This is a genomic window from Tsukamurella sp. DT100 (assembly GCF_049844855.1).
Taxonomy (GTDB): domain Bacteria; phylum Actinomycetota; class Actinomycetes; order Mycobacteriales; family Mycobacteriaceae; genus Tsukamurella.
This window is the reverse complement of the sequence record NZ_JBNCLV010000003.1, coordinates 21,954-41,194: the sequence shown is the minus strand read 5'-3', so window position 1 is coordinate 41,194 and position 19,241 is coordinate 21,954. Positions and strand designations below refer to the sequence as shown.

The 19,241-nt window shown below is 70.4% G+C and carries 15 protein-coding genes and 1 tRNA gene; 8 read left to right on the top strand and 8 right to left on the bottom strand.

Features of this window, described 5'->3' with window-relative positions; translation table 11 throughout:
- Positions 1 to 84: 84 nt before the first annotated feature.
- Positions 85 to 157, top strand: a tRNA-Thr gene (locus ACLQ3K_RS07345).
- A 56-nt stretch (positions 158 to 213) separates the two neighbouring features.
- Here the strand turns inward: ACLQ3K_RS07345 and ACLQ3K_RS07340 are convergent.
- Genes ACLQ3K_RS07340 through ACLQ3K_RS07325 form a run of 4 tightly spaced genes read right to left on the bottom strand, consistent with a single transcriptional unit; the run spans position 214 to position 4,422 of the window.
- Complete coding sequence (locus tag ACLQ3K_RS07340; RefSeq protein ID WP_425998202.1) at positions 214 to 1,440, bottom strand: NADH:flavin oxidoreductase; 1,227 nt, start codon at positions 1,438 to 1,440, stop codon at positions 214 to 216.
- A gap of 5 nt (positions 1,441 to 1,445) precedes the next feature.
- Positions 1,446 to 2,210: an acetoacetate decarboxylase family protein gene (locus tag ACLQ3K_RS07335; protein WP_425998200.1), complete on the bottom strand. Its 765-nt coding sequence runs from the start codon at positions 2,208 to 2,210 to the stop codon at positions 1,446 to 1,448.
- Complete coding sequence (locus ACLQ3K_RS07330) at positions 2,207 to 3,007, bottom strand: SDR family NAD(P)-dependent oxidoreductase (RefSeq protein WP_425998198.1); 801 nt, start codon at positions 3,005 to 3,007, stop codon at positions 2,207 to 2,209. The genes ACLQ3K_RS07335 and ACLQ3K_RS07330 overlap by 4 nt, the downstream gene beginning before the upstream one ends.
- The gene (locus ACLQ3K_RS07325) at positions 3,004 to 4,422 is read right to left on the bottom strand and encodes a flavin-containing monooxygenase (RefSeq protein WP_425998196.1); all 1,419 of its coding nucleotides are present in this window, start codon (positions 4,420 to 4,422) and stop codon (positions 3,004 to 3,006) included. The genes ACLQ3K_RS07330 and ACLQ3K_RS07325 overlap by 4 nt, the downstream gene beginning before the upstream one ends.
- 198 nt (positions 4,423 to 4,620) lie before the next feature.
- On the opposite strand from ACLQ3K_RS07325, the gene ACLQ3K_RS07320 reads away from it, so the two are divergent.
- Genes ACLQ3K_RS07320 through ACLQ3K_RS07310 form a run of 3 tightly spaced genes read left to right on the top strand, consistent with a single transcriptional unit; the run spans position 4,621 to position 7,117 of the window.
- Positions 4,621 to 5,256: a TetR/AcrR family transcriptional regulator gene (locus ACLQ3K_RS07320; RefSeq protein ID WP_425998194.1), complete on the top strand. Its 636-nt coding sequence runs from the start codon at positions 4,621 to 4,623 to the stop codon at positions 5,254 to 5,256.
- 37 nt (positions 5,257 to 5,293) lie between these two features.
- Positions 5,294 to 5,863: a TetR/AcrR family transcriptional regulator gene (locus tag ACLQ3K_RS07315; protein ID WP_425998192.1), complete on the top strand. Its 570-nt coding sequence runs from the start codon at positions 5,294 to 5,296 to the stop codon at positions 5,861 to 5,863.
- A 51-nt stretch (positions 5,864 to 5,914) separates the two neighbouring features.
- A complete protein-coding gene (locus ACLQ3K_RS07310) occupies positions 5,915 to 7,117 on the top strand; it encodes a cytochrome P450 (RefSeq protein ID WP_425998190.1) in 1,203 nt (400 codons plus the stop codon).
- 8 nt (positions 7,118 to 7,125) lie between these two features.
- Here ACLQ3K_RS07310 and ACLQ3K_RS07305 read toward each other — a convergent pair whose 3' ends face one another.
- Entirely contained in the window at positions 7,126 to 7,569 is a 444-nt protein-coding gene (locus ACLQ3K_RS07305; RefSeq protein WP_425998188.1) for a hypothetical protein, read from the bottom strand.
- A gap of 171 nt (positions 7,570 to 7,740) precedes the next feature.
- Positions 7,741 to 8,697 carry an arsenic resistance protein gene (locus tag ACLQ3K_RS07300; RefSeq protein ID WP_425998961.1) on the bottom strand — a complete coding sequence of 319 codons (957 nt, stop codon included), beginning with the start codon at positions 8,695 to 8,697 and terminating at the stop codon, positions 7,741 to 7,743.
- A gap of 52 nt (positions 8,698 to 8,749) precedes the next feature.
- Between ACLQ3K_RS07300 and ACLQ3K_RS07295 the strand changes: the two genes are divergently transcribed.
- The 3 genes from ACLQ3K_RS07295 to ACLQ3K_RS07285 all read left to right on the top strand — a co-directional run bounded on the left by ACLQ3K_RS07295 (position 8,750) and on the right by ACLQ3K_RS07285 (position 13,349).
- On the top strand, positions 8,750 to 9,994 hold the full coding sequence (locus ACLQ3K_RS07295) for a PucR family transcriptional regulator (RefSeq protein ID WP_425998186.1): 1,245 nt from the start codon (positions 8,750 to 8,752) through the stop codon (positions 9,992 to 9,994).
- Positions 9,995 to 10,124: 130 nt separating this feature from the next.
- Positions 10,125 to 11,618, top strand: coding sequence for a flavin-containing monooxygenase (locus tag ACLQ3K_RS07290; protein ID WP_425998184.1), 1,494 nt, complete (start codon positions 10,125 to 10,127; stop codon positions 11,616 to 11,618).
- 84 nt (positions 11,619 to 11,702) lie between these two features.
- Entirely contained in the window at positions 11,703 to 13,349 is a 1,647-nt protein-coding gene (locus tag ACLQ3K_RS07285; protein WP_425998182.1) for a protein kinase domain-containing protein, read from the top strand.
- On the opposite strand, the gene ACLQ3K_RS07280 is transcribed toward ACLQ3K_RS07285, so the two are convergent.
- On the bottom strand, positions 13,346 to 14,566 hold the full coding sequence (locus ACLQ3K_RS07280; RefSeq protein ID WP_425998180.1) for a DNA polymerase III subunit delta': 1,221 nt from the start codon (positions 14,564 to 14,566) through the stop codon (positions 13,346 to 13,348). The genes ACLQ3K_RS07285 and ACLQ3K_RS07280 overlap by 4 nt on opposite strands.
- Positions 14,567 to 14,651: 85 nt before the next feature.
- Here ACLQ3K_RS07280 and ACLQ3K_RS07275 point away from each other — a divergent pair, with 85 nt between their 5' ends.
- On the top strand, positions 14,652 to 16,148 hold the full coding sequence (locus ACLQ3K_RS07275) for an adenylate/guanylate cyclase domain-containing protein (protein ID WP_224648455.1): 1,497 nt from the start codon (positions 14,652 to 14,654) through the stop codon (positions 16,146 to 16,148).
- Here ACLQ3K_RS07275 and topA read toward each other — a convergent pair whose 3' ends face one another.
- Positions 16,149 to 19,088 carry a type I DNA topoisomerase gene (topA, locus tag ACLQ3K_RS07270; RefSeq protein ID WP_425998178.1) on the bottom strand — a complete coding sequence of 980 codons (2,940 nt, stop codon included), beginning with the start codon at positions 19,086 to 19,088 and terminating at the stop codon, positions 16,149 to 16,151.
- Positions 19,089 to 19,241: the final 153 nt, after the last annotated feature.

The following is a 19,241-nucleotide window of genomic DNA, read 5'->3' as shown; positions in this document are numbered from 1 at the left end:
AAGGCCCCAGTTGAGCGGTGCATTTGGTGGTCGACGGGGTGGTCAGTACACTTGGTCCTCGGTCACGCATCCGTGCGGGGCCACGCTGCCTTAGCTCAGTCGGTAGAGCGCTTCACTCGTAATGAAAAGGTCGCGAGTTCGATTCTCGCAGGCAGCTCACGAGAAACGCCAGGCCGGACGACACGTCCGGCCTGGCGTTTCTGGTTTCTCAGGCTACCGCGGGATGGACGCCTGCTTGCCGGCGGCAACCGTGATCCGCGACAGCGACTGGACGAGCGTCCGGAAACCGGGGCGGCGCTGCGGGGTCTTGCCTGCGGCGATCCTGTGCAGCTGGTTGTTGTGCCAGGCCAGCTCGAGGTATCCGTTCGCGGGCCGATACCCCACGCGCGGCGCGCTCTTGGGGAGCGCGGGGGCGTGGCCGTCGAGCAGGTGTCGCGGGTAATCCGGGACGAAGGTGAGCGGTCGCCCCACGCCGATCACGTCGACGACGCCGGCGCCGAGGATCTCGTCCATGACGGCGGGGTCGCGGAGGCCGCCCGTGAGCATGATCGGCACCGTCGAGGCGGCGCGGATCCGCTGCGCGAAGTCGAAGAAGTAGCCGCGGCCGTCGGCACCTGTGCCCTGTCCCGCCGCGACACCCGTCATGGCGGGCTGTTCGTAGCCACCGCCGCTGATCTCGAGCAGGTCGATACCGGCCTCCCCCAGGGCGAGCGCCACGGCGAGCGCCTGCTCGGAATCGAAGCCACCGCGCAGGAAGTCGGTCGAGTTCAGCTTGACCGAGACGGGGACGCCGTTGCCGACGGCGGCGCGCACCGCCGCGACGGTCTCCAGGAGCGCCCGCATGCGCCGGGTCTCGTCCCCGCCCCACTCGTCGTTGCGCTGGTTGGACAGCGGCGAGAGGAACTGCGAAAGCAGGTAGCCGTGGGCGGCGTGCACCTGCACCCCGTCGAAACCGCCGGCCACGGCCAGCTCGGCGGTCCGGGCGTACTTGGCGATCATGTCGCCGACCTCGCTCGACGAGAGCTCCCGCGGCTTGCGGATGTTGTAGCCGGGCACCGTGCTGCGTCGTGCCGAGGGGGCGACGGGGCGACGATCGAACGGCGAGACCGCGACCTTGCCCGGGTGGTTGATCTGGGCCCAGATCTTGGCGTCGGTGCCCGACGTGGCGCCCGTCCAGGCGCGGATCGCCTCCAGGCCGCGGGCGTCGTCGAGGATCACGTTGCCGGGCTCGGTGAGGGCGTCCCGATCGATCATGATGTTCCCCGAGAGCAGCAGGCCAGCGCCGCCGCGAGCCCAGACGGCGTACAGGCGACGGAGCTCGTCGCTCGCGGTGCCGTCGCGCTTGGCCAACTGTTCGCTCATGGCGGCCTTGGCGATGCGGTTGGAGAGGGTCTGCCCGCAGGGCAGGACCAGGGGTTCGGACAGGAGGGATTCGGTCATGATGCTCACAGCACTCTCGGTCGCAGGCGGGTCAGGGAGAACAGAGGAGTCAGGGGGCGCAGCGGGATCGGGGGGATCCCGGCCGACAGATCCACCCGATGCAGGCGGGCGTCGACGACCTCGCCGAGGCCCATCCGGTCGATGGGGTCGCGATCCGACCCCGCGATGCGGAACTCGTCGAGGTGCACCGCGCGGGTCTCGATCGGATGCTCGCCCGGTGTGAATCCGACGATCCGGGGCACGGCCACGCCGAGGGTCCCGGTCACGTTGCGGTGCGGCCGGCCGAGGATCGGGGGTGCGTCCTCGATCAGCTCCCCGAGGCGGCCGCCCATGGCGATCACCTCGGTTCCCCGGCGGACGGCCTTGGCGGCGATGCAGGGCTCCTCGAGGTTCCACTCGATCTCGCCGAGCTTCTTCGGATAGCCGAGCAGCTCGCGGCCGAGGATGAGGGCGACGTCGTCGTCGAGGATCATCCACGGACAGTGGATACCGGTGCGCCCGCCGATCGTTTTGATGTGGACGAAGATTCCGGCCTCGTGATACACCGAGCCGTAGGTGCAGTCCGGAAACCAAGCGGTGAAGACGTCCGCGCGCCCCGGGGTCACCGCGTGGACGCCCGCGGGGAGCCAGGACTGCATCGTCGGCACGTCGACCTCGACGGTCGCGGTGAAGTAGTGCGCGTCCCGGTACAGCATGCCGCGCGGGGGCGCGAGCTCGAGCACCTGCCGCACGCTGCCGCGCAGGCCGTACTCCGATCCGCGGCCCCTCATCGGAGATCCCCGTAGGCCTTGCGGAGGATCGGGTTGAGGATGGTGCGCGGCGCGTACTTGCCGCCGAAGTCCTGCAGCTTCGCGGTCGCGCCCGGAACCACCCGGCGGCGACCGGCGGCGGCGCCGCGGACGGCGGCCTCCGCCGCGGCTTCCGCGGTGACCCAGGCGAACCCGGGGAGGCGCTGCTCGATGGCGCCGAGGTTCGAGACCTCGGCGAACTCCGTTCGCACCGGCCCCGGGGCGAGCAGCGTGCAGGTGACGCCGGTGCCCGCGAGCTCGCCGTGCAGCGATTCGGAGAGGGTGTTCGCGAAGGCCTTGCTCGCCGCGTAGGTGGCGTTGTTCGGGCTGGGCTGGTTGCCGGCGGTCGAGCCCGTCACCAGCACCACTCCCGAGCCGCGGGCGACCAGGGCGGGCAGGAGGCCGACGAGGATGTCGTGGACCGCTACCACGTTCAGCTCGACCTGCTCACGCTCCCGGTCGGCGTCCAGCTCGACGATGCTGCCGTAGGTGGCGAAGCCGGCGTTCAGGCAGAGCCCGCTGACCTCCACGTTGCTGAGGCGGCGGATCAGCTCGGCGCGTCGGGTCGCGTCCGCCAGGTCGCAGGGCTCGACATCGACCTGCACCACGTAGCGGCCGGCGAGCCGCTCAGCGAGGGCCCGCAGCCGGTCCTCACGGCGCGCGACGAGGATCAGGGAATACCCGCGGCGGGCGAAGGACTCGGCGAGCGCCTCACCGATTCCGCTCGAGGCGCCGGTGACGACGATCCGGGAATCCGGTGTGGGAGTGGGAAGACTCATGACGGGATGCTCTCCTTGGGTGTGGAATCGACACGCGCGGCGTCCTGGGGCGCGGCGGCCGGTGGGGTCGGATCGAGCGGGACGGGTGCGATGAACGGCTGCGGCGCGGACGACTGCCGAGCAGGGGCCTGGAGCCCGGGTGTCTGAGGGCGGAGCACGGACTTCGCCACCAGCAGTCGTATCGCCTGGCGCAACAGCCGGACGCGGCCGAGGATCTCCGCTGAGCCGGCGAGCATCGTCGAACGCGCCGGAATCCAGCGAGCGACGACATCGGAGAGCGGCTCGGCGAAGTGCGCCTGCGCCGGGATCGCCTCGGCGAGGAAGGCGGAGCCGTGGGAGATGATCCGTCCCGCGCCGGAACGCGGGGCAACGAGGCCCATCAGGTAGAGGTTGGCGAACCGGGGTGCGAGCACGTGCTCGATCAGCAGCGGATCGCCGTTCTCCCAGACGAACATCGACTCGTCGAGCATGGGGAATCGCGTGCGGAACCCGGTAGCCCAGACCAGGGTGTCGAAGTCGGCCGAGGAGCCGTCGGTGAAGTGCACCGTGGCACCGTCGAACCGTTCGATCTCGGGCCGCGGCCGCACCTTGCCGTGCTGGAGCGCGTACATCAGCGAGGTGGTGACGGTGACGTCGCGGGTGAACAGCTTGTGGTCGGGCCGCTTGAGGCCGTAGCGCTCGTAGTCACCGTGACTCAAGCGCAGCATGGCCTTGAAAGCCGTGCGCTGCAGCGGCATCGGAATCCATACCCGGTCCAGTTCGGACGCGGGCACACCGAACATCGTCTTGGGGATGAACCAGTAGCCACGCCGCATCGAGATGTCGGCGGAGCCGAAGGTCGCCGATGCCTCGACGGCGATGTCGCTGGCGGAGTTGCCCGCCCCCACCACGAGGACTCTTCCACCCTCAGCGAAGTCCGCGGGCCGCTTGTAGTCCTTCGAGTGCAACTGCTTCCCGGTGAACTCACCGGGGTACTGCGGCAGGTGTCGCTCCCAGTAGTGGCCGTTCGCCACGACCACGGCGCGGTAGCGTCGCACCTCGCCGGAGGCCAGCTGCACGATCCAGCCCGCCATGCCGTTGGCGCCCACGGGACGGACGTCGACGACCTCGGTGCTGAACTCGATGTGCTCCGCGAGCCCGTAGTGATCGACGTAGGACTGCAAGTAGGCCAGCATCTGGGCCCGGCTGGGGAAGGTCGGGTAGTCGGCGGGCATGGGGAACTCGACGTACTGGGTCGACGACTTCGAGCTGATCAAGTGCGTCGAGTCGTAGACCCCGTGCGACCAGTTGCCGCCGATCCGGTCGGTGGCCTCGATCTGGTCGTAGGGCACTCCGGCCCGCTTCAGGGCGCCGGCGGCACCGTTTCCGACGTAGCCGGCCCCGATCACGCAGACGCGATCACTTCGGTTGTCCACTGCACCAACTCCTCGTTCGATGAGCCGAACACCGTTCGGCCGTATCCGGCGGATCCGGGCGTGGGAGTCGTGATATCGACCGATCTCCCAAAGTTACATTCACTGTAGCTACACACAATGTAGCTTCGATCGCTGTAGCTACACAAGCCGTAGGATTGCCCGAGATTCCCGACACGACCGAAGGAGAGGGGCGGCGTGATGACAGATGTGGCGAAGGCGGAGGCCAAGCGCCCGTACGCCCCGAGGATGACGCCGGAGGAGCGCCGGGAGCACCTGCTCGACGCGGTCCTCTGCGTGGTCGTCGAGCGCGGCGTGCACAAGGTGTCGATCGAATCCGTGGCCGAGGCCGCCGGGGTATCGCGTCCGGTGGTCTACAAGCACTTCGACGACTCCCCGGCGCTCCTTCGGGCATCGCTGGAGCGGGAGGAGCGCCGCGCGATCGCCCAGTGCTACGACGCCGCGGCGCGGGCGAAGACCCAGGAGAACCGGGCGGACCTCGCCATGGCGCTGTACGCGAACCTGCTGGAGATGTTCGACACCTCGCCCGACCTGTGGAGCGCGATCCTGCAGCTCGTCGACAGCGCGACCCCGGAGTTCCGCAGGACGGTCGACCGCGGGCGCGACCAGGCCGCGGAGATGGTGACCCGCATGCTGTCGATGACCGCGGGCGAGGAGGGCACGCACGACCCGCGTCGCGATCACGAGCTGTACGCCCGGATGATCGTCGCCCTGGTGATCGAGTCCGGCAGACTGCTGCTGTCGCAGCCGGAGGTGTTCACCCGCGCGCGCCTCATCGCCGGCGCTCGCATCGCGATCGAATCCTTCGGAGCCTGAACCCGACGAGACGGCGCATGGTCTAACGTCTGGACGCATGTCCAGTTCGACGGACCTCCCCCGCAGGCGACTGTCCCCCGCCCAGGCCGAGACGGTGTCCAAGCTGTGTGCCACGGTGCCGGCGACGCTGGCAGAGCACGGGGTCGACGGGTTCACCGTGCGCCTGGCGGCGCGGGCCGCGGGCGTCTCGCCCGCGACGGCGTACACGTACTTCTCGTCGAAGAACCACCTGATCGCCGAGGTCTTCGCGCGACGCGTCGAGGCGGAGCTCGTCGAGCCCGACCCGGATGCCACACCGCGGGACCGGGTGCTGCAGGTACTCACCGGTCTCGTCGAGCTGGTGCTGATCGATCGGCAGTTCGCGACCGCGGTCAACACCGCACTCCTCGGCCACGAGGCCGACGCGCAGTCCGCGCGGCTGCGGGTCGGCCTGCTCATCCGCGCCCGGCTGACGGAGGCCCTGGGACGCGGCGCACCGTCGGGCCTGGTGGAGTCGGTCGAGCTCGCGTACTCCGGCGTGCTCGTGCAGGCCGGGATGGGGTATCTCGACGTGGACGCCTCGAAGGCCGCGCTGACCCGGGCCGTCGACCTGATGATGTCGCACTGAAGAACGAGAACCTGTTCCCTTCCAGATAATTCTGGACTACTATCTGGACACATGTCCAGCATGATTCTCGATCCGTACTCCTACGCCTTCCACGACGACCCGTACCCGGTCTTCGAGCGGCTGCGCGCGGAGCAGCCCGTGTACTACAACGCCGAGCGCGACTTCTGGGCGCTGTCGCGGTACGACGACGTCCGCGCCGCCTTCCGCGACACCGAGCGCCTCTCCAGCGCGTGGGGCGTCACGCTGGAGCCGGCGGCGTACACCCCCGACGCGGAGTACGCGATGAGCTTCCTCGCGATGGACGACCCGCGACATATGCGGATCCGCCGGCTCGTCGCCAAGGCCTTCACCCCGAAGCGCGTCGCCGCGCTGCGGCCGTGGATCGAGCAGCGGGTGCGCGAGCACTGGGCGGCGTGCCTGGACCGGACCGAATTCGACTTCGTCGCCGACTTCGCCGCCCTCGTCCCGATGGAGGTGATCTCCGAGATGATGGGCGTCCCCATCGCCGACCGCGATGAGCTGCGTCGCCTCGGCGACGTCCTGATCCACCGGAAGGACGGCGTTTTCGACGTGCCGCAGCCCGCGGCCGAGGCCTTCTTCGGCCTGTACCAGTACTACGTCGACCTGGTCGCCGCGCGCCGCGCGCGGCCGGCCGACGACCTGATCTCCGCGCTGATCGCCGCGCAGGTCGAGAACGAGAGCGGCGCACGGGAATCGCTCACCGATGCGGAGATCGTCGGCATCCTCATCCTGATGATCGTGGCCGGTAACGAGACCACGACGAAGCTGCTGGGCAACGCCATGTACTGGGGTGCACGACATCCCGACGAGGGCGGTAAGCCCTTCGACGCACCGTCGGCCGTGCCGGACTGGTCGGCGGAGACCCTGCGCTACGACACGTCGACGCAGATGCTGTTGCGGCGCGCGGCCGTCGACGTGGAGTTCCGCGGAACCGTGATCCCCCAGGGGGATCGGGTGCTGCTGCTGGTGGCATCCGCGAACCGCGACGGGGAGGTGTTCGACGATGCCGCCGCGTTCCGGATCGGCCGGGACACGTCGGCGTCCCTGAGTTTCGGCTTCGGCAGCCACTTCTGCCTCGGCTCGCACCTGGCGAAGCTGGAGGCGGACATCGCGCTGGGCGAGGTGGTATCGACGGTGCGGAGCTACGACGTGGACTTCGAGAACATCGAGCGGGTGCACTCGCTCAACGTGCGCGGGCTCTCGTCGCTGCCGGTCCGCGTCGCGCGACGATGATCCGCCCGTTAGTCGACGAGCACGCGCCACCAGTCGTCGGACAGGCTCCGGCATCGATTGGTGCCACAGCGGTCTGGGGAGCTCCCGTCGGGCCGGTACTGGAGCGTCGTGATGCTGAAGAACCCGCCGGCGCCGTAAAGATGAAAGGTGACCACACCGTCGGCCCTGTTCGTGCTGGACACCTCCTGGGTGCCGATCGTCCGGTCGCTCTGATCGTGGAACTCCGCGCGCGGATCTGCCAACGCCGCCTGCGCAGCGGCGGTGAGCCGGGGCTCGTCGTACGCCCACCGCGCCTTCTGCGGCAGGCCCGTGAACGCCGCGGCCAGCCCGAGCAGGCCGATCGCCGGAATGATCAGGAGGTGAGAAGCGAACCGTCTGCGACGGATCGCCCAGGCCACGAGGTAGGCGAGCCACGCGACGACAAGAGCTGCGCCGGCGAGAAGTGTGAGCACCGACCACCCGAAGTCCGCGCCGACAGTCTGCGCCCATAGCCAAGCGATCACCTCGATCGCAACCAGTCCTCCGAGAACGCCACCGAGAGTGCCGAGCGCGGTCGCTCCCTGAGCAGTCGCCTGACCGGAATCCGCATCCATCATGTCAGGATAGCGATCGATGAATCTCGGCTAGCGGATCAACCGCGGGATCAGGCGGACGAAGAGGACCATCACCACCAGCTCGACGAGGGTCTGCGTGACCACCACCAGCGGCGCCAGGGCGTACTCAGCGGGGAGGGCGAGGACCAGCGGCAGGATCACCAGCGAGTTCCGCGTGACACCGCTGAAGACCACGCTGCGGCGGCTCGGCACGTCGAGCCCGGCGAGTCGGCCCGCCGCCGCGCCGACGGGCGTCATCACCGCCGCGAACAGCACGTACACCGGGACCGTGAGCAACAGCGACGAGAGCTGGTCGCGTACGCCCGCGATCTGCGAGGCCACCACGACGGCCAGCGTCAGCACCATGATCGGCACCATCGCGCCGGCCACCCCCGCTGCGAGCTCAGCGCCCCATCGGGTCCGGGCCGCCGCCCACTGCGTCGCACCCGCGAGCAACAGCGGCACCACGATCACCCACACGAAGGCCTCCCCGAACGGCCCGTACTCGACGGTCCGCATCACGTCCGCGCCGACGAACAACCACAGGTACAGCGCCAGCAGCACCATCTGCACCAGCATGAGCAGCGGCGCGGCGGCGAGCAGCCGGTCCTTGGCGCCGCCCGCGAGACCGCTGAACACGATCACGTAGTCGACGCACGGCGTGAGCAGCACGAACAGCACCCCGACGAGCAGCACCCGGTCGTGCGCGACGATCCGGGACACCGCGAACACCACGACCGGCACCGCCACGAAGTTCACCGCCAGCACCGTGCCGAGGAACCGGACGTCCCGCAGCGCCTCCCCCATCCGCGCGAACGGGATGCCGAGGAAGGTCGCGTAGAGCAGCAGCGCGAGCACCGGGTTGATGACGGCCTCGGCGGGACCCGCCACCGTCGGGACCGCGAGCCCGAGGGCGGCCCCGAGAACGAGCCCGGCGACGTACAGCGGGACCTGGTGGGCCTCCGCCCAGCCGGCCGCCGACCGCATTCCCGTCACGCGCACACCCTAGTTCCGACCGCGGGTCAGTAGGGTTCCACCCATGGGTGCGCCGACGGAACAGACCTGGCCCGAGCCCTCGGACCGGGTCAAGGAGCTGATCCGCCGCGCCGCGGAGTTCGCGAGCAACGCGCCCGAGGAGTGGGTGACCGCGCTGCAGGACGCGACGCTGACCGGCGTCATCCTCTCGCCGATCGCCTCCGACCCGACCCTCGCCGAGCTGGTCCGCAACTCCGACACCGCCGTCATGCTGCACTGGGCGGCGCACAACCTGGCCCAGCCCGGCCGCCGGGTGCCGCCGAACATCGACTCCGCCGACGCCCTCGCCGTCGCTCGCGACCTGGTCCGACGGGGCCTCGACCTGCACGGCATCGATACCTACCGCAAGGGCCTCAACACCGCCTGGACGCTGTGGATGAACGTCTGCTTCGAACTCACCGACGACCCCGCCGAGCTGCGGGAACTCCTCGCGGTGACGTGGGCGTCGATGTCGACGTACGTCGACGACACCATCGACGCCATCACGATCCGGATGGCCGGCGAACGCGAGCAGCTGACCACCGGGACCAACGCGGACCGTCTGGCCGCGGTCTCGCTGATCCTCGAGGGCGCCCCCATCACCCGGCCCCGCGCCGAGCAGCAGCTCGGCTACCGGCTCACCGGACCGCACACCGCGGCCGTCATCTGGACCACCGGCACCGTCGGCGACCTCGACGCGGCAGCCCACGCCCTGGCCCGCCGCGCGGGCACCCCGCGGCCGCTGACCGTGGTCGCCAGCGCCTCGGCGCTGTGGCTGTGGCTGCCGGGCACCGTCGACCTCGATTCCGGCGACCTCGCCCGAGAACTGGCCGACCACCCCGAGGTCCGGGTCGCGATCGGGCGGCCGGGCGAGGACCTGGACGGCTTCCGGCGCAGCCACCTCGACGCCGGCACGACGCAGCGCCTGATGGCGCGGCTGCGCACCCGACGACGCGTCGCGCGGTACGAGGACATCGCGCTGATCTCCCTGGTCACGAGCGACACGGGCAAGGCCGACGAGTTCGTCCGCGACACCCTCGGCGAGCTGATGGACGCCGATCAGGAGACCCGGGAGACCGTCGCCGCGTACGTCGACGAGCAGTTCAACACCTCGCGGACGGCGGAGCGCCTGTACACCCACCGCAACACCGTGATCCGCCGCCTGACCAGGGCCGACGAGCTGCTGCCCCGCCCCCTGGCCGACAACCCCACGGGGGTGGCGGTGGCCCTGGACGTGCTGCGCTGGCTCGGGCCCGACGGCCCTGCGTGACGATCTGCACCAGACCGGGAGGCAACCGGGTGCACTCTGCGCTGGCCGCGACGGGCCGTCGGGCGAGAGAGTAAGTCATCGGTTCTATCACTGAGCCCAGCCGATCCGTCGGAGACCAGGAGAGACAAGCATGACGAGCACCACGCCCGAGCACCTCGACATCATCGTGATCGGCGCCGGCATCTCCGGCATCGGCGCCGGCCACTACATCACCGCCGAGCTGCCCGGGAAGTCCTTCGCGATCCTCGAGGGACGCGCGACCTTCGGCGGCACCTGGGACCTGTTCAAGTACCCCGGCATCCGCTCGGACTCGGACCTGCACACCTTCGGCTACGAGTTCAAGCCGTGGGAGTCGAAGGACTCGATCGCCGACGCGCACAAGATCCTCGACTACCTGCACGAGACCATGGAGGAGAACGACCTCCTCGACAAGGTCCGCTACGACCACAAGGTCGTCTCCGCCGACTGGTCGAGCGAGGACGGCCGCTGGACCGTCCAGGTGGACCACGCCGGCGAGCGCATCGCGCTCACCGCGAACTGGGTGCTCTTCGGCAGCGGCTACTACGACTACGACCAGGGCTTCACGCCCGAGTTCGCCGGCCGCGAGAAGTTCGCCGGGCAGATCGTGCACCCGCAGTTCTGGCCCGAGGACCTGGACTACAGCGGCAAGAAGGTCGTCGTCATCGGCTCCGGCGCGACCGCGGTGACCCTGGTCCCGTCGCTCCTGACCAGCGAGAAGCCGGCCGGCCACGTCACCATGCTGCAGCGCACGCCGACGTACATCATGCCGGTGCCCAAGCAGGATCCGATCACGAACACCCTGCACAAGGTCTTCGGCCACAAGATCGGTCACGATCTGAGCCGCAAGCGGTTCATCTGGCAGCAGCGCGGCGTGTACGTCTTCGCCCAGCGCTTCCCGGACCTCGCGCGCAAGATCATCCGCAACGAGAACGCCAAGCGCCTCCCCAAGGGCTACCCGGTGGACGTGCACTTCAACCCGCCGTACAACCCGTGGGACCAGCGCCTGTGCGCCGTGCCCGACGGCGACCTGTTCAAGGCCATCCGGTCCGGCAAGGCGGACGTCGCGACCGACAAGATCGCGACCTTCGACGAGACCGGCATCGAGCTGGCGAGCGGCGAGCACCTCGACGCCGACATCATCGTGACCGCGACCGGCCTCAAGCTGAAGCTGCTCGGCGGGGTGACCCTGTCGGTCGACGGCCGCGACGTCGACGTGCCGAACGCCGTCATCCACCGCGGCGCCATGCTCTCCGGCGTCCCGAACGCGGCGCTCGCCATCGGCTACACGAACTCGTCGTGGACGCTCAAGGTCGGGATGCTGTGGAAGTACATCACCCAGCTCATCTCGACGATGGACGCGAAGGGCCTGGACACCGCGGTCGCAGTCGCCGATCCCGACATGGCGACCCGTCCCGCCCTCGACTTCGAGGCCGGCTACGTCCAGCGGGCGCTGAAGGAGCTGCCCCGCCAGGGCGAGGCCGACGACTGGCGCATGTCCATGAGCTACTTCGAGGACGCCAAGCGCCTGAACAGCGAGCTGTCCCTCGGCGAGGAGTCCGGCCTGCGCCTGAGCTCCAGCAAGCAGGCCAAGGTCACCGTCTGACCTGCAACGATCGCCGCTGCCGCCCGTCTACCGCTACCGTTGACTCGGTGCGGCCGACGGGCGGTCGCGTTTTTGAGGGAGCGGATGAACGAGCAGCAGATCGCGGGCTACCGGGTGGTCCGCAAGCTCGGCGGCGGCGGAATGGGCGAGGTCTACCTGGTCCAGCACCCGCGCCTGCCCCGGCAGGACGCGCTGAAGCTGCTGCACACCTCCGTCAGCAGCAACCCGCAGTACAAGGCACGGTTCGACCGCGAGGCCTACGTGCTGGCGCAGCTCAACCACCGCAACATCATCCACCTGTACGACCGCGGCGAGGTCGACGGTCGGCTGTGGATCACGATGGAGTACGTCGCCGGGCCGGACACCGCGCGGATGGTCGCCGAGCGGGGCCCGATGCCGCTGTCGCTCGCGATCGACATCGCCGACGGTGCCGGCGCCGCCCTCGATTACGCCTACCGTCGCGCGAACATCACCCACCGCGACGTCAAGCCCGCCAACATCCTCGTCGCCTTCGACTCCGACGGTGCGCCGCAGGTCAAGCTCGCGGACTTCGGCATCGCCAAGGCCGCGGGCGACGCGGTCGGCGTCACGTCGACCGGGATCACCGTCGGGACCATGGCGTACATGTCGCCCGAGGCCTTCGACAACAAGATCCTCGACAACCGCGCCGACCTCTACTCGCTCGGCTGCACCGTCTTCGAGCTGCTCACGGGCGAGCCGCCCTTCCCCGGCGACTCCCCCGCCGCCGTCATCGCGGCGCACCTGAACCAGCCCGCGCCGAAGATCACCGCCCGCAACCCGGCGCTGCCGGGCCACCTCGACGCCGTCTTCCGCAAGGCCCTCGCCAAGCGCCCCGAGGACCGGTACGCCACGTGCGCGGAGTTCGTCGCCGGGCTGCGCGGGGAGGCACCGTCGTCGATGCCGTCGGGCACCGCACCACAGTCGATCCCGGCCGGCACCGCCCAACAGCCCGCGTACCCGGGCGAGCACACCGGCGCCCACGCCGGGCCCGGCACCGCGCCCTACCCGGGGCCGCCGACGGGGCAGTACGTCCCGACCGGCGAGTACCCCCGCCCGCACACCGCGGCCCAGCCGGCGCCCACCCGCGCCGAGCAGCTGCCCGCATCCGCGCGGCAGGAGGCGCCCGTCGCGCCCCCGCCCGCGAAGCCCCGCCGCTGGGGCCGGGCCGTCGCCGCGCTCGCCGCCGTCGTGATCATCGCCCTCGCCGCAGGTGTGTTCTACCTGGTCAAGCCGTCCATCGGCGACCTGGGCGGGTCTGGGGGAGGTTCGACGGTGACCGCCTCCTCGGTCAAGCAGGTGTATTTCCAGGCCGGCGCGGAGAAATCCTCCAGCGCCGCGAACGTGCTCACCGGCGACAAGCCCTCGTGGCGTACGGACTACTACTTCTCCGGCCCCGGCTTCGGCGGCCTCAAGAAGGGCACGGGCCTGCTGATCACCCTCGACAAGGCCACGAGGATCACCTCCGGCACCATCACGTCGCCGAGCTCCGGCTCGACGGTCGAGATCCGGATCGCCGACTCGGCGTCGCCGAGCTCGGTCGACGACACGCAGCGGGTGTGGAGCGGGACCCTGTCGAACGGCGACACGGAGTTCACCGCGAGCGACGCACCGTCGTCGAGGTACGTGCTGGTGTGGATCACCGGGCTGGTCAAGGTCGACAACGGCCAGTGGTCGACGACCCTCGAGCAGGTGCAGCTCAAGGGCGACTAGCGGCGGTTCTCCCGGAGCGCCGACGAGACGCCCGCGGCCATCGCGTCCAGTGCGACGACGGGCTTGACGTTGAGGTCGATCGCCTCGCGGCACTGAAGCACCGACTCGACGCAGCGCAGCAGCCCCTCGGGCCGCGCGTAGCCGGCGAGCCGGCGGGTCTGCTCGGCCTCGTCGGGGTGCATGAGCGTGACCTGCGCGCCCGAGCCCTGCACCAGCGCGTCACGGAAGAGCGCGGCGAGGTCGATGAGCGCGCGGTCGAGCGCGTCGCGCACCGCGCGGGTGCCGCGGGCCTTCTGCCGCTTCTCGAGGTCCTTGAGCTGCCCGGCCGACCCGCGCATCACGCCCGCGGTGCCGCGGCCCACGCCGCCGGCGCCGAGCGCCGTCTTGAGGTCCTCGGTCTCCCGCTCGTTGAGGTCGGCGTTGAGCTCCTTGGCGGTGCTCTCCGCGTCGCGCAGCAGTTGCTCGACGACGCCGTAGACGCCCTCGGACGTGGCCGCCCGCGCCAGGCTCAGCGCCTGCTTGCGCTGCTTCTGCGCCTCCGGGTCCGTGGCGAGGCGCTTGGCCCGCCCGACGTGCCCGCCCGAAACGCCCGCGGCCCAGGCCGCGCGCTCGGCGTCGATGCCGTCCCGCTCCAGCACGGCCGCGATCGCGGGCGCCGACGGTGTGACGAGCGGCACGTGCCGGCACCGGGACTTCAGCGTGACCGAGATGTCCTCCGGGTCGACGGTCGGCGCGCACAGCAGCACGATCGTCTGCGCGGGCGGCTCCTCGACCATCTTCAGCAGCGCATTGCCGGCCTGCTCGGTGAGCCGGTCGGCGTCCTCGATGAGCACGATCTGCCAATGCCCGACGGACGGACGCCGCGACGCGTCGGCCACCACCTCGCGCATCTGCTTGACGGCGATGGAGAGCCCGTCGGGGGCGATGCCGCGCACGTCGGCGTGGGTGCCGGCCAGCACCGTCGTACAGGCCCGGCAGCGCCCGCAGCCGGGCTCCCCGGGATCGTCGCACTGCAGGGCGGCGGCGAGCGCGCGGGCGGCGACGGACCGCCCCGAGCCGGGCGGGCCCGTGAACAGCCAGGCGTGCGTCATGGACGATCCCGCCAGATCGGCGACGGTGCCCCCGCTCGCGACGACCTCCCGTGCGGCCTCGGCGGCGGCCCGCAGGCCCACCACCACCGCTTCCTGCCCCACCAGGCGATCGAACACTGAGCTCACCCCCACACCCTAGCCCTCCCGTCCGACGCCGAGCGCACGCTAAGTTGGAGCGGTGGCAGCACCGAAGAGCAGACTCAGTCGCGCTATGCGACTGGCGCGGTGGCTCGCCAAGACCCCCTGGCCGATCTTCGCGCTGGACATCCTGCGGTCGAACATCCTGGGCGCGGTCTTCGTCTTCGGTTTCCTCCGGTTCGCGCTGCCCGTGCAGCAGTCCGTGCAGCTTCAGGAGATCAGCGGCGTCAACCTGCTGGTCTTCATCACCTACCTGGTGGTCGCGAGCGTGCTCGGCATGCTGATCGGGCTCAAGCTGGTGCTCCCGGTGCTGCGCTGGCACCGGCGCAGCGCCCCGTACGACCCCGAGATCTCCCGCCGGGCCCTCGCCATTCCGCTGCGCATGGCCCTCATGCAGGCGATCTTCTGGCTCATCGGCGGCGGCATCTTCGTGGTCATCAACTACAACTCGCCGGGCGGCATCCGGATCGTCGTGGCGCTGACGGTACTGCTGGGCGCCACCACGACGTGCGCGCTCAGCTACATGCAGACCGAGCGGGTGCTGCGGCCCATCACGGTCGCGGCGCTGGCGCAGGAGCCGCAGGGCTCCGCGGGCCTGTCCGTGACCACCCGCATCCTGCTCAGTTGGGTGCTCGGCACGGCGACGCCGATCGTCGGCATCATCATGGTCGTCGTCTCGCAGGAATCGGGCATCATCGACCCCGACGCCCCGACCCTGATCAACCCGGTGCTGCTGCTGTCCGTGGTGGCGCTCGGCGCGGGCCTGCTCGGCACCGTCCGGGCCGCGAAGTCCATCGGCGACCCGATCCGCGACCTCTTCCAGGCGCAGCGCAAGGTCCGCGACGGCGACTTCGCCGCCTCCGTGAAGATCTACGACTCGAGTGAGCTGGGGCTGCTGCAGGCCGGCTTCAACGACATGGTGCACGACCTCGCCGAGCGGCAGCGGATGCGCGACATGTTCGGCCGGTACGTCGGGCAGGACGTCGCGCGGCAGGCCCTCGAGCACGGCACGCACCTGGGCGGCGAGATCAACGAGGTCAGCGTGCTGTTCGTCGACCTCGTGGGCTCGACGAAGATCGCGGTAACCGAGGAGCCCGCGGCGGTCGTGGACCTGCTCAACGACTTCTTCAAGGTGGTCGTCGACCTCGTCGACCTGCACGGCGGCTTCGTCAACAAGTTCCAGGGCGACGCGGCGCTCGCCATCTTCGGCGCCCCGCTGCCCCACCCGGACGCCGCGGGCGCCGCGCTGGCCGCGGCCCGCGAGATGCGGATCCAGCTCGGTGACGTGCTCGGCGGCACCGGCTTCGGCATCGGCGTCTCCGCCGGTCAGGTGGTCGCCGGGCACATCGGCGCGAAGGCGCGGTTCGAGTACACCGTGATCGGCGACCCGGTGAACGAGGCGGCGCGGATCACCGAGATCGCGAAGTCGGAGCCCTCGTCGCTGCTCGCGGCCGGGCGCGCGGTCGAGGCCGCGACGCCCGCCGAGCAGGCCCTGTGGGTGCTCGGCGAGGCCATCGAGCTCCGCGGGCGCGGCCAGCTCACGCGGCTGGCGCGCCCCGTCGACGACTGATCAGACGGTCTCGTCCGCGGGCGCCGCGGCGGGCGCCTTCTTCGCGGGCGTGGTCTTCTTGGCGACCGTCTTCTTCGCAGTGGTCTTCTTGGCCGCCGCCTTCTTCGCCGCGGCCTTCTTGGCCGGTGCCTTCTTCGCGGGCGCCTTCTTGGCCGCCGCCTTCTTGGTGGCCTTCTTCTTCACCGGCCCCCGGGCGCGACGGTCCGCGAGCAGCTCGGAGGCGCGCTCGTCGGTGATGGTCGCGACCTCGTCGCCCTTGCGGAGCGAGGCGTTGGTCTCGCCGTCGGTGACGTACGGGCCGAACCGGCCGTCCTTGATCACCATCGCGGTGCCGGAGACGGGGTCGTTGCCGAGTTCGCGCAGCGGCGGCGCGGCGGCGGCGCCGCGGCCCCGTCGCTTGGGCTCCGCGTACAGCTTAAGCGCCTCCTCGAGGGTCACCGTGAACATCTGGTCCTCGGTGGCCAGCGAGCGGGAGTCGGTGCCCTTCTTCAGGTACGGCCCGTAGCGGCCGTTCTGGGCGGTGATCTCCTCCTTGGACTCGGGATCGACGCCCACGACGCGGGGCAGCGACAGCAGCCGCAGCGCATCCTCGAGGGTCAAGGTCTCGATGTCCATGGTCTTGAGCAGCGAACCGGTGCGCGGCTTCGGCGCGTCGGCCTTCTTCTTCCGGGTCTTGGGCTTCGCAGCCTCGGCGTCCAGGTCCTCCGCCTCGGGGTCCTTCTCGGGCTCCGGCAGGATCTCGGTGACGTACGGGCCGAAGCGGCCCTCCTTGGCGACGATCTCGTGGCCCGTCGCCGGGTCGATGCCCAGCGGGCGGCCGTCCTGCGGGGTCGCGAACAGCTTCTCCGCGACCTCCTCGGTCAGCTCGTCGGGGGTCATCGCCGCCAGGATGTTGGCGCGCTGGACCTCCGGCTCGCCCTTCTCGCCGGTGACGGTGCGCTCCAGGTACGGGCCGTAGCGGCCCACGCGCACGTAGACGACGTTGCCGTCCGTGTCGGTGTAGAGGGGGATCGAGTTGACCGCGCGGGCGTCGATCGCGTCGAGGTTCGCGGCGACGAGGTTCTTCAGGCCGGGGCTGTCCGGGCCGGGACCGTCGGCACCGGCGACCGCGGCACCGTCGCCCTCGGGCCCGCCGTCGCCGAAGTAGAACCGGGTGAGCCAGTCGACCCGGCCCTCGCGGCCGCCGGCGATCTCGTCGAGATCGTCCTCCATCGACGCGGTGAAGTTGTAGTCGACGAGGCCGCCGAAGTGACCCTCGAGCAGCCCGATCACGGCGAACGCCACCCACTGCGGGACGAGGGCGTTGCCCTTCTTCACGACGTAGCCGCGGTCCTGGATGGTCTTGATGATCGAGGCGTAGGTCGACGGTCGGCCGATGCCCAGCTCTTCGAGGGTCTTGACCAGCGAGGCCTCGGTGTAGCGGGCGGGCGGGCTGGTGACGTGGTCGGCGGCGGCCAGCTCGGCGGCTGTGATGGCCTGGCCCTTGACCAGCTGCGGGAGCCGCGACTCGGCGTCGTCGGCCTCGCCGCCGGCCTGGTCGTCGACGGTCTCGACGTACGCGGAGAGGAAGCCGGGGAAGGTGATGGTGCGGCCCGAGGCGGCGAACTCGACGCTCTCGCCGGTCGAGGCGGCGCCGCCGATGCGCAGGCTCAGGGTGGTGCCCTTGACGTCGGCCATCTGCGAGGCGACGGTCCGCTGCCAGATCAGCTCGTAGAGCCGGAACTCGTCCGAGTTCAGCACCGACGCCAGCGCGCCCGGCGTCTGGAAGGTCTCGCCCGCGGGGCGGATCGCCTCGTGCGCCTCCTGCGCGTTCTTGACCTTGCGGGTGTACTGCCGCGGGGTCGGGTGCACGAACTCGGGGCCGTACAGCTGTCCGGCCTGCTCGCGGGCCGCGGCGATCGCGGTCTCCGACAGCGTGGTCGAGTCCGTACGCATGTAGGTGATGTAGCCGCCCTCGTAGAGGCGCTGCGCGATCTGCATGGTGCGGTCGGTGTTGAACCGCAGTTTGCGGCTGGCCTCCTGCTGCAGCGTGGAGGTCATGAACGGCGCGTAGGGCTTGCGCGTGTAGGGCTTCTCCTCGACGGAGGTCACCGTCAGGTTCGCGCCCTGCAGGCCGGCGACCAGGGCGTTCGCCCGGGCACCGTCGAGCACGGTGATGCCGGTGGGCTTCTTGAGCTGCCCCTGCGCGTCGAAGTCGCGGCCGGTGGCGACGCGGTCGCCGCCGACCGTGACCAGGCGCGCGCCGAAGGTGCGCGGGGTGGCCTCGGCGCCGGCGTCGAGCTGCGCGGCGATGTCCCAGTACCCGGCGGTGCGGAAGGCGATGCGCTCGCGCTCCCGGTCGACGATGATGCGGGTCGCGACGGACTGGACGCGCCCGGCGGAGAGGCCCTGGTTGACCTTGCGCCACAGCACGGGGCTGACCTCGTAGCCGTAGAGGCGGTCGAGGATGCGGCGGGTCTCCTGCGCGTCGACGAGGTTCATGTCGAGCTCGCGCGGCTCCTCCGCGGCGGCCTGGATGGCCTGCCGGGTGATCTCGTGGAAGACCATCCGCTTGACCGGGACCTTGGGCTTGAGCACCTCCTGCAGGTGCCACGCGATGGCCTCGCCCTCGCGGTCACCATCTGTCGCGAGGTAGAGCTCGTCGGCCTGCTTGAGCAGGGACTTCAGCTCGGAGACGGTCGAGCGCTTGCTCGCGGAGGTGACGTAGTGGGCCTCGAAGTCGTGGTCCACGTCGACACCGAGGCGGGCCCAGGGCTTGCCCTGGTCGGCCTCGGGCAGCGGGTTGTCGCGGCTCGGCAGGTCGCGGATGTGGCCCATCGACGCGCGGACCGTGTAGTCCGGGCCGAGGAAGTCGCCGATCTTCTTGCCCTTGGCGGGGGACTCCACGATCACCAGACGATGCAGGCCGTCTCCAGCTGCTGCCTTCCCTCGTGCCGCCATGGACCCTCCTGATCTGTTCCGGTGGCACCTGCGTCACCACCTCGACCCCTCGCGTCACTTGCGACGTAGGCGGCCACTCCGGTGCCCATTCTGCCGCACCTCGGGCCCCACCTTATATACAGGGGCCGCTGCACGCCTCATGGATTCCGCCGG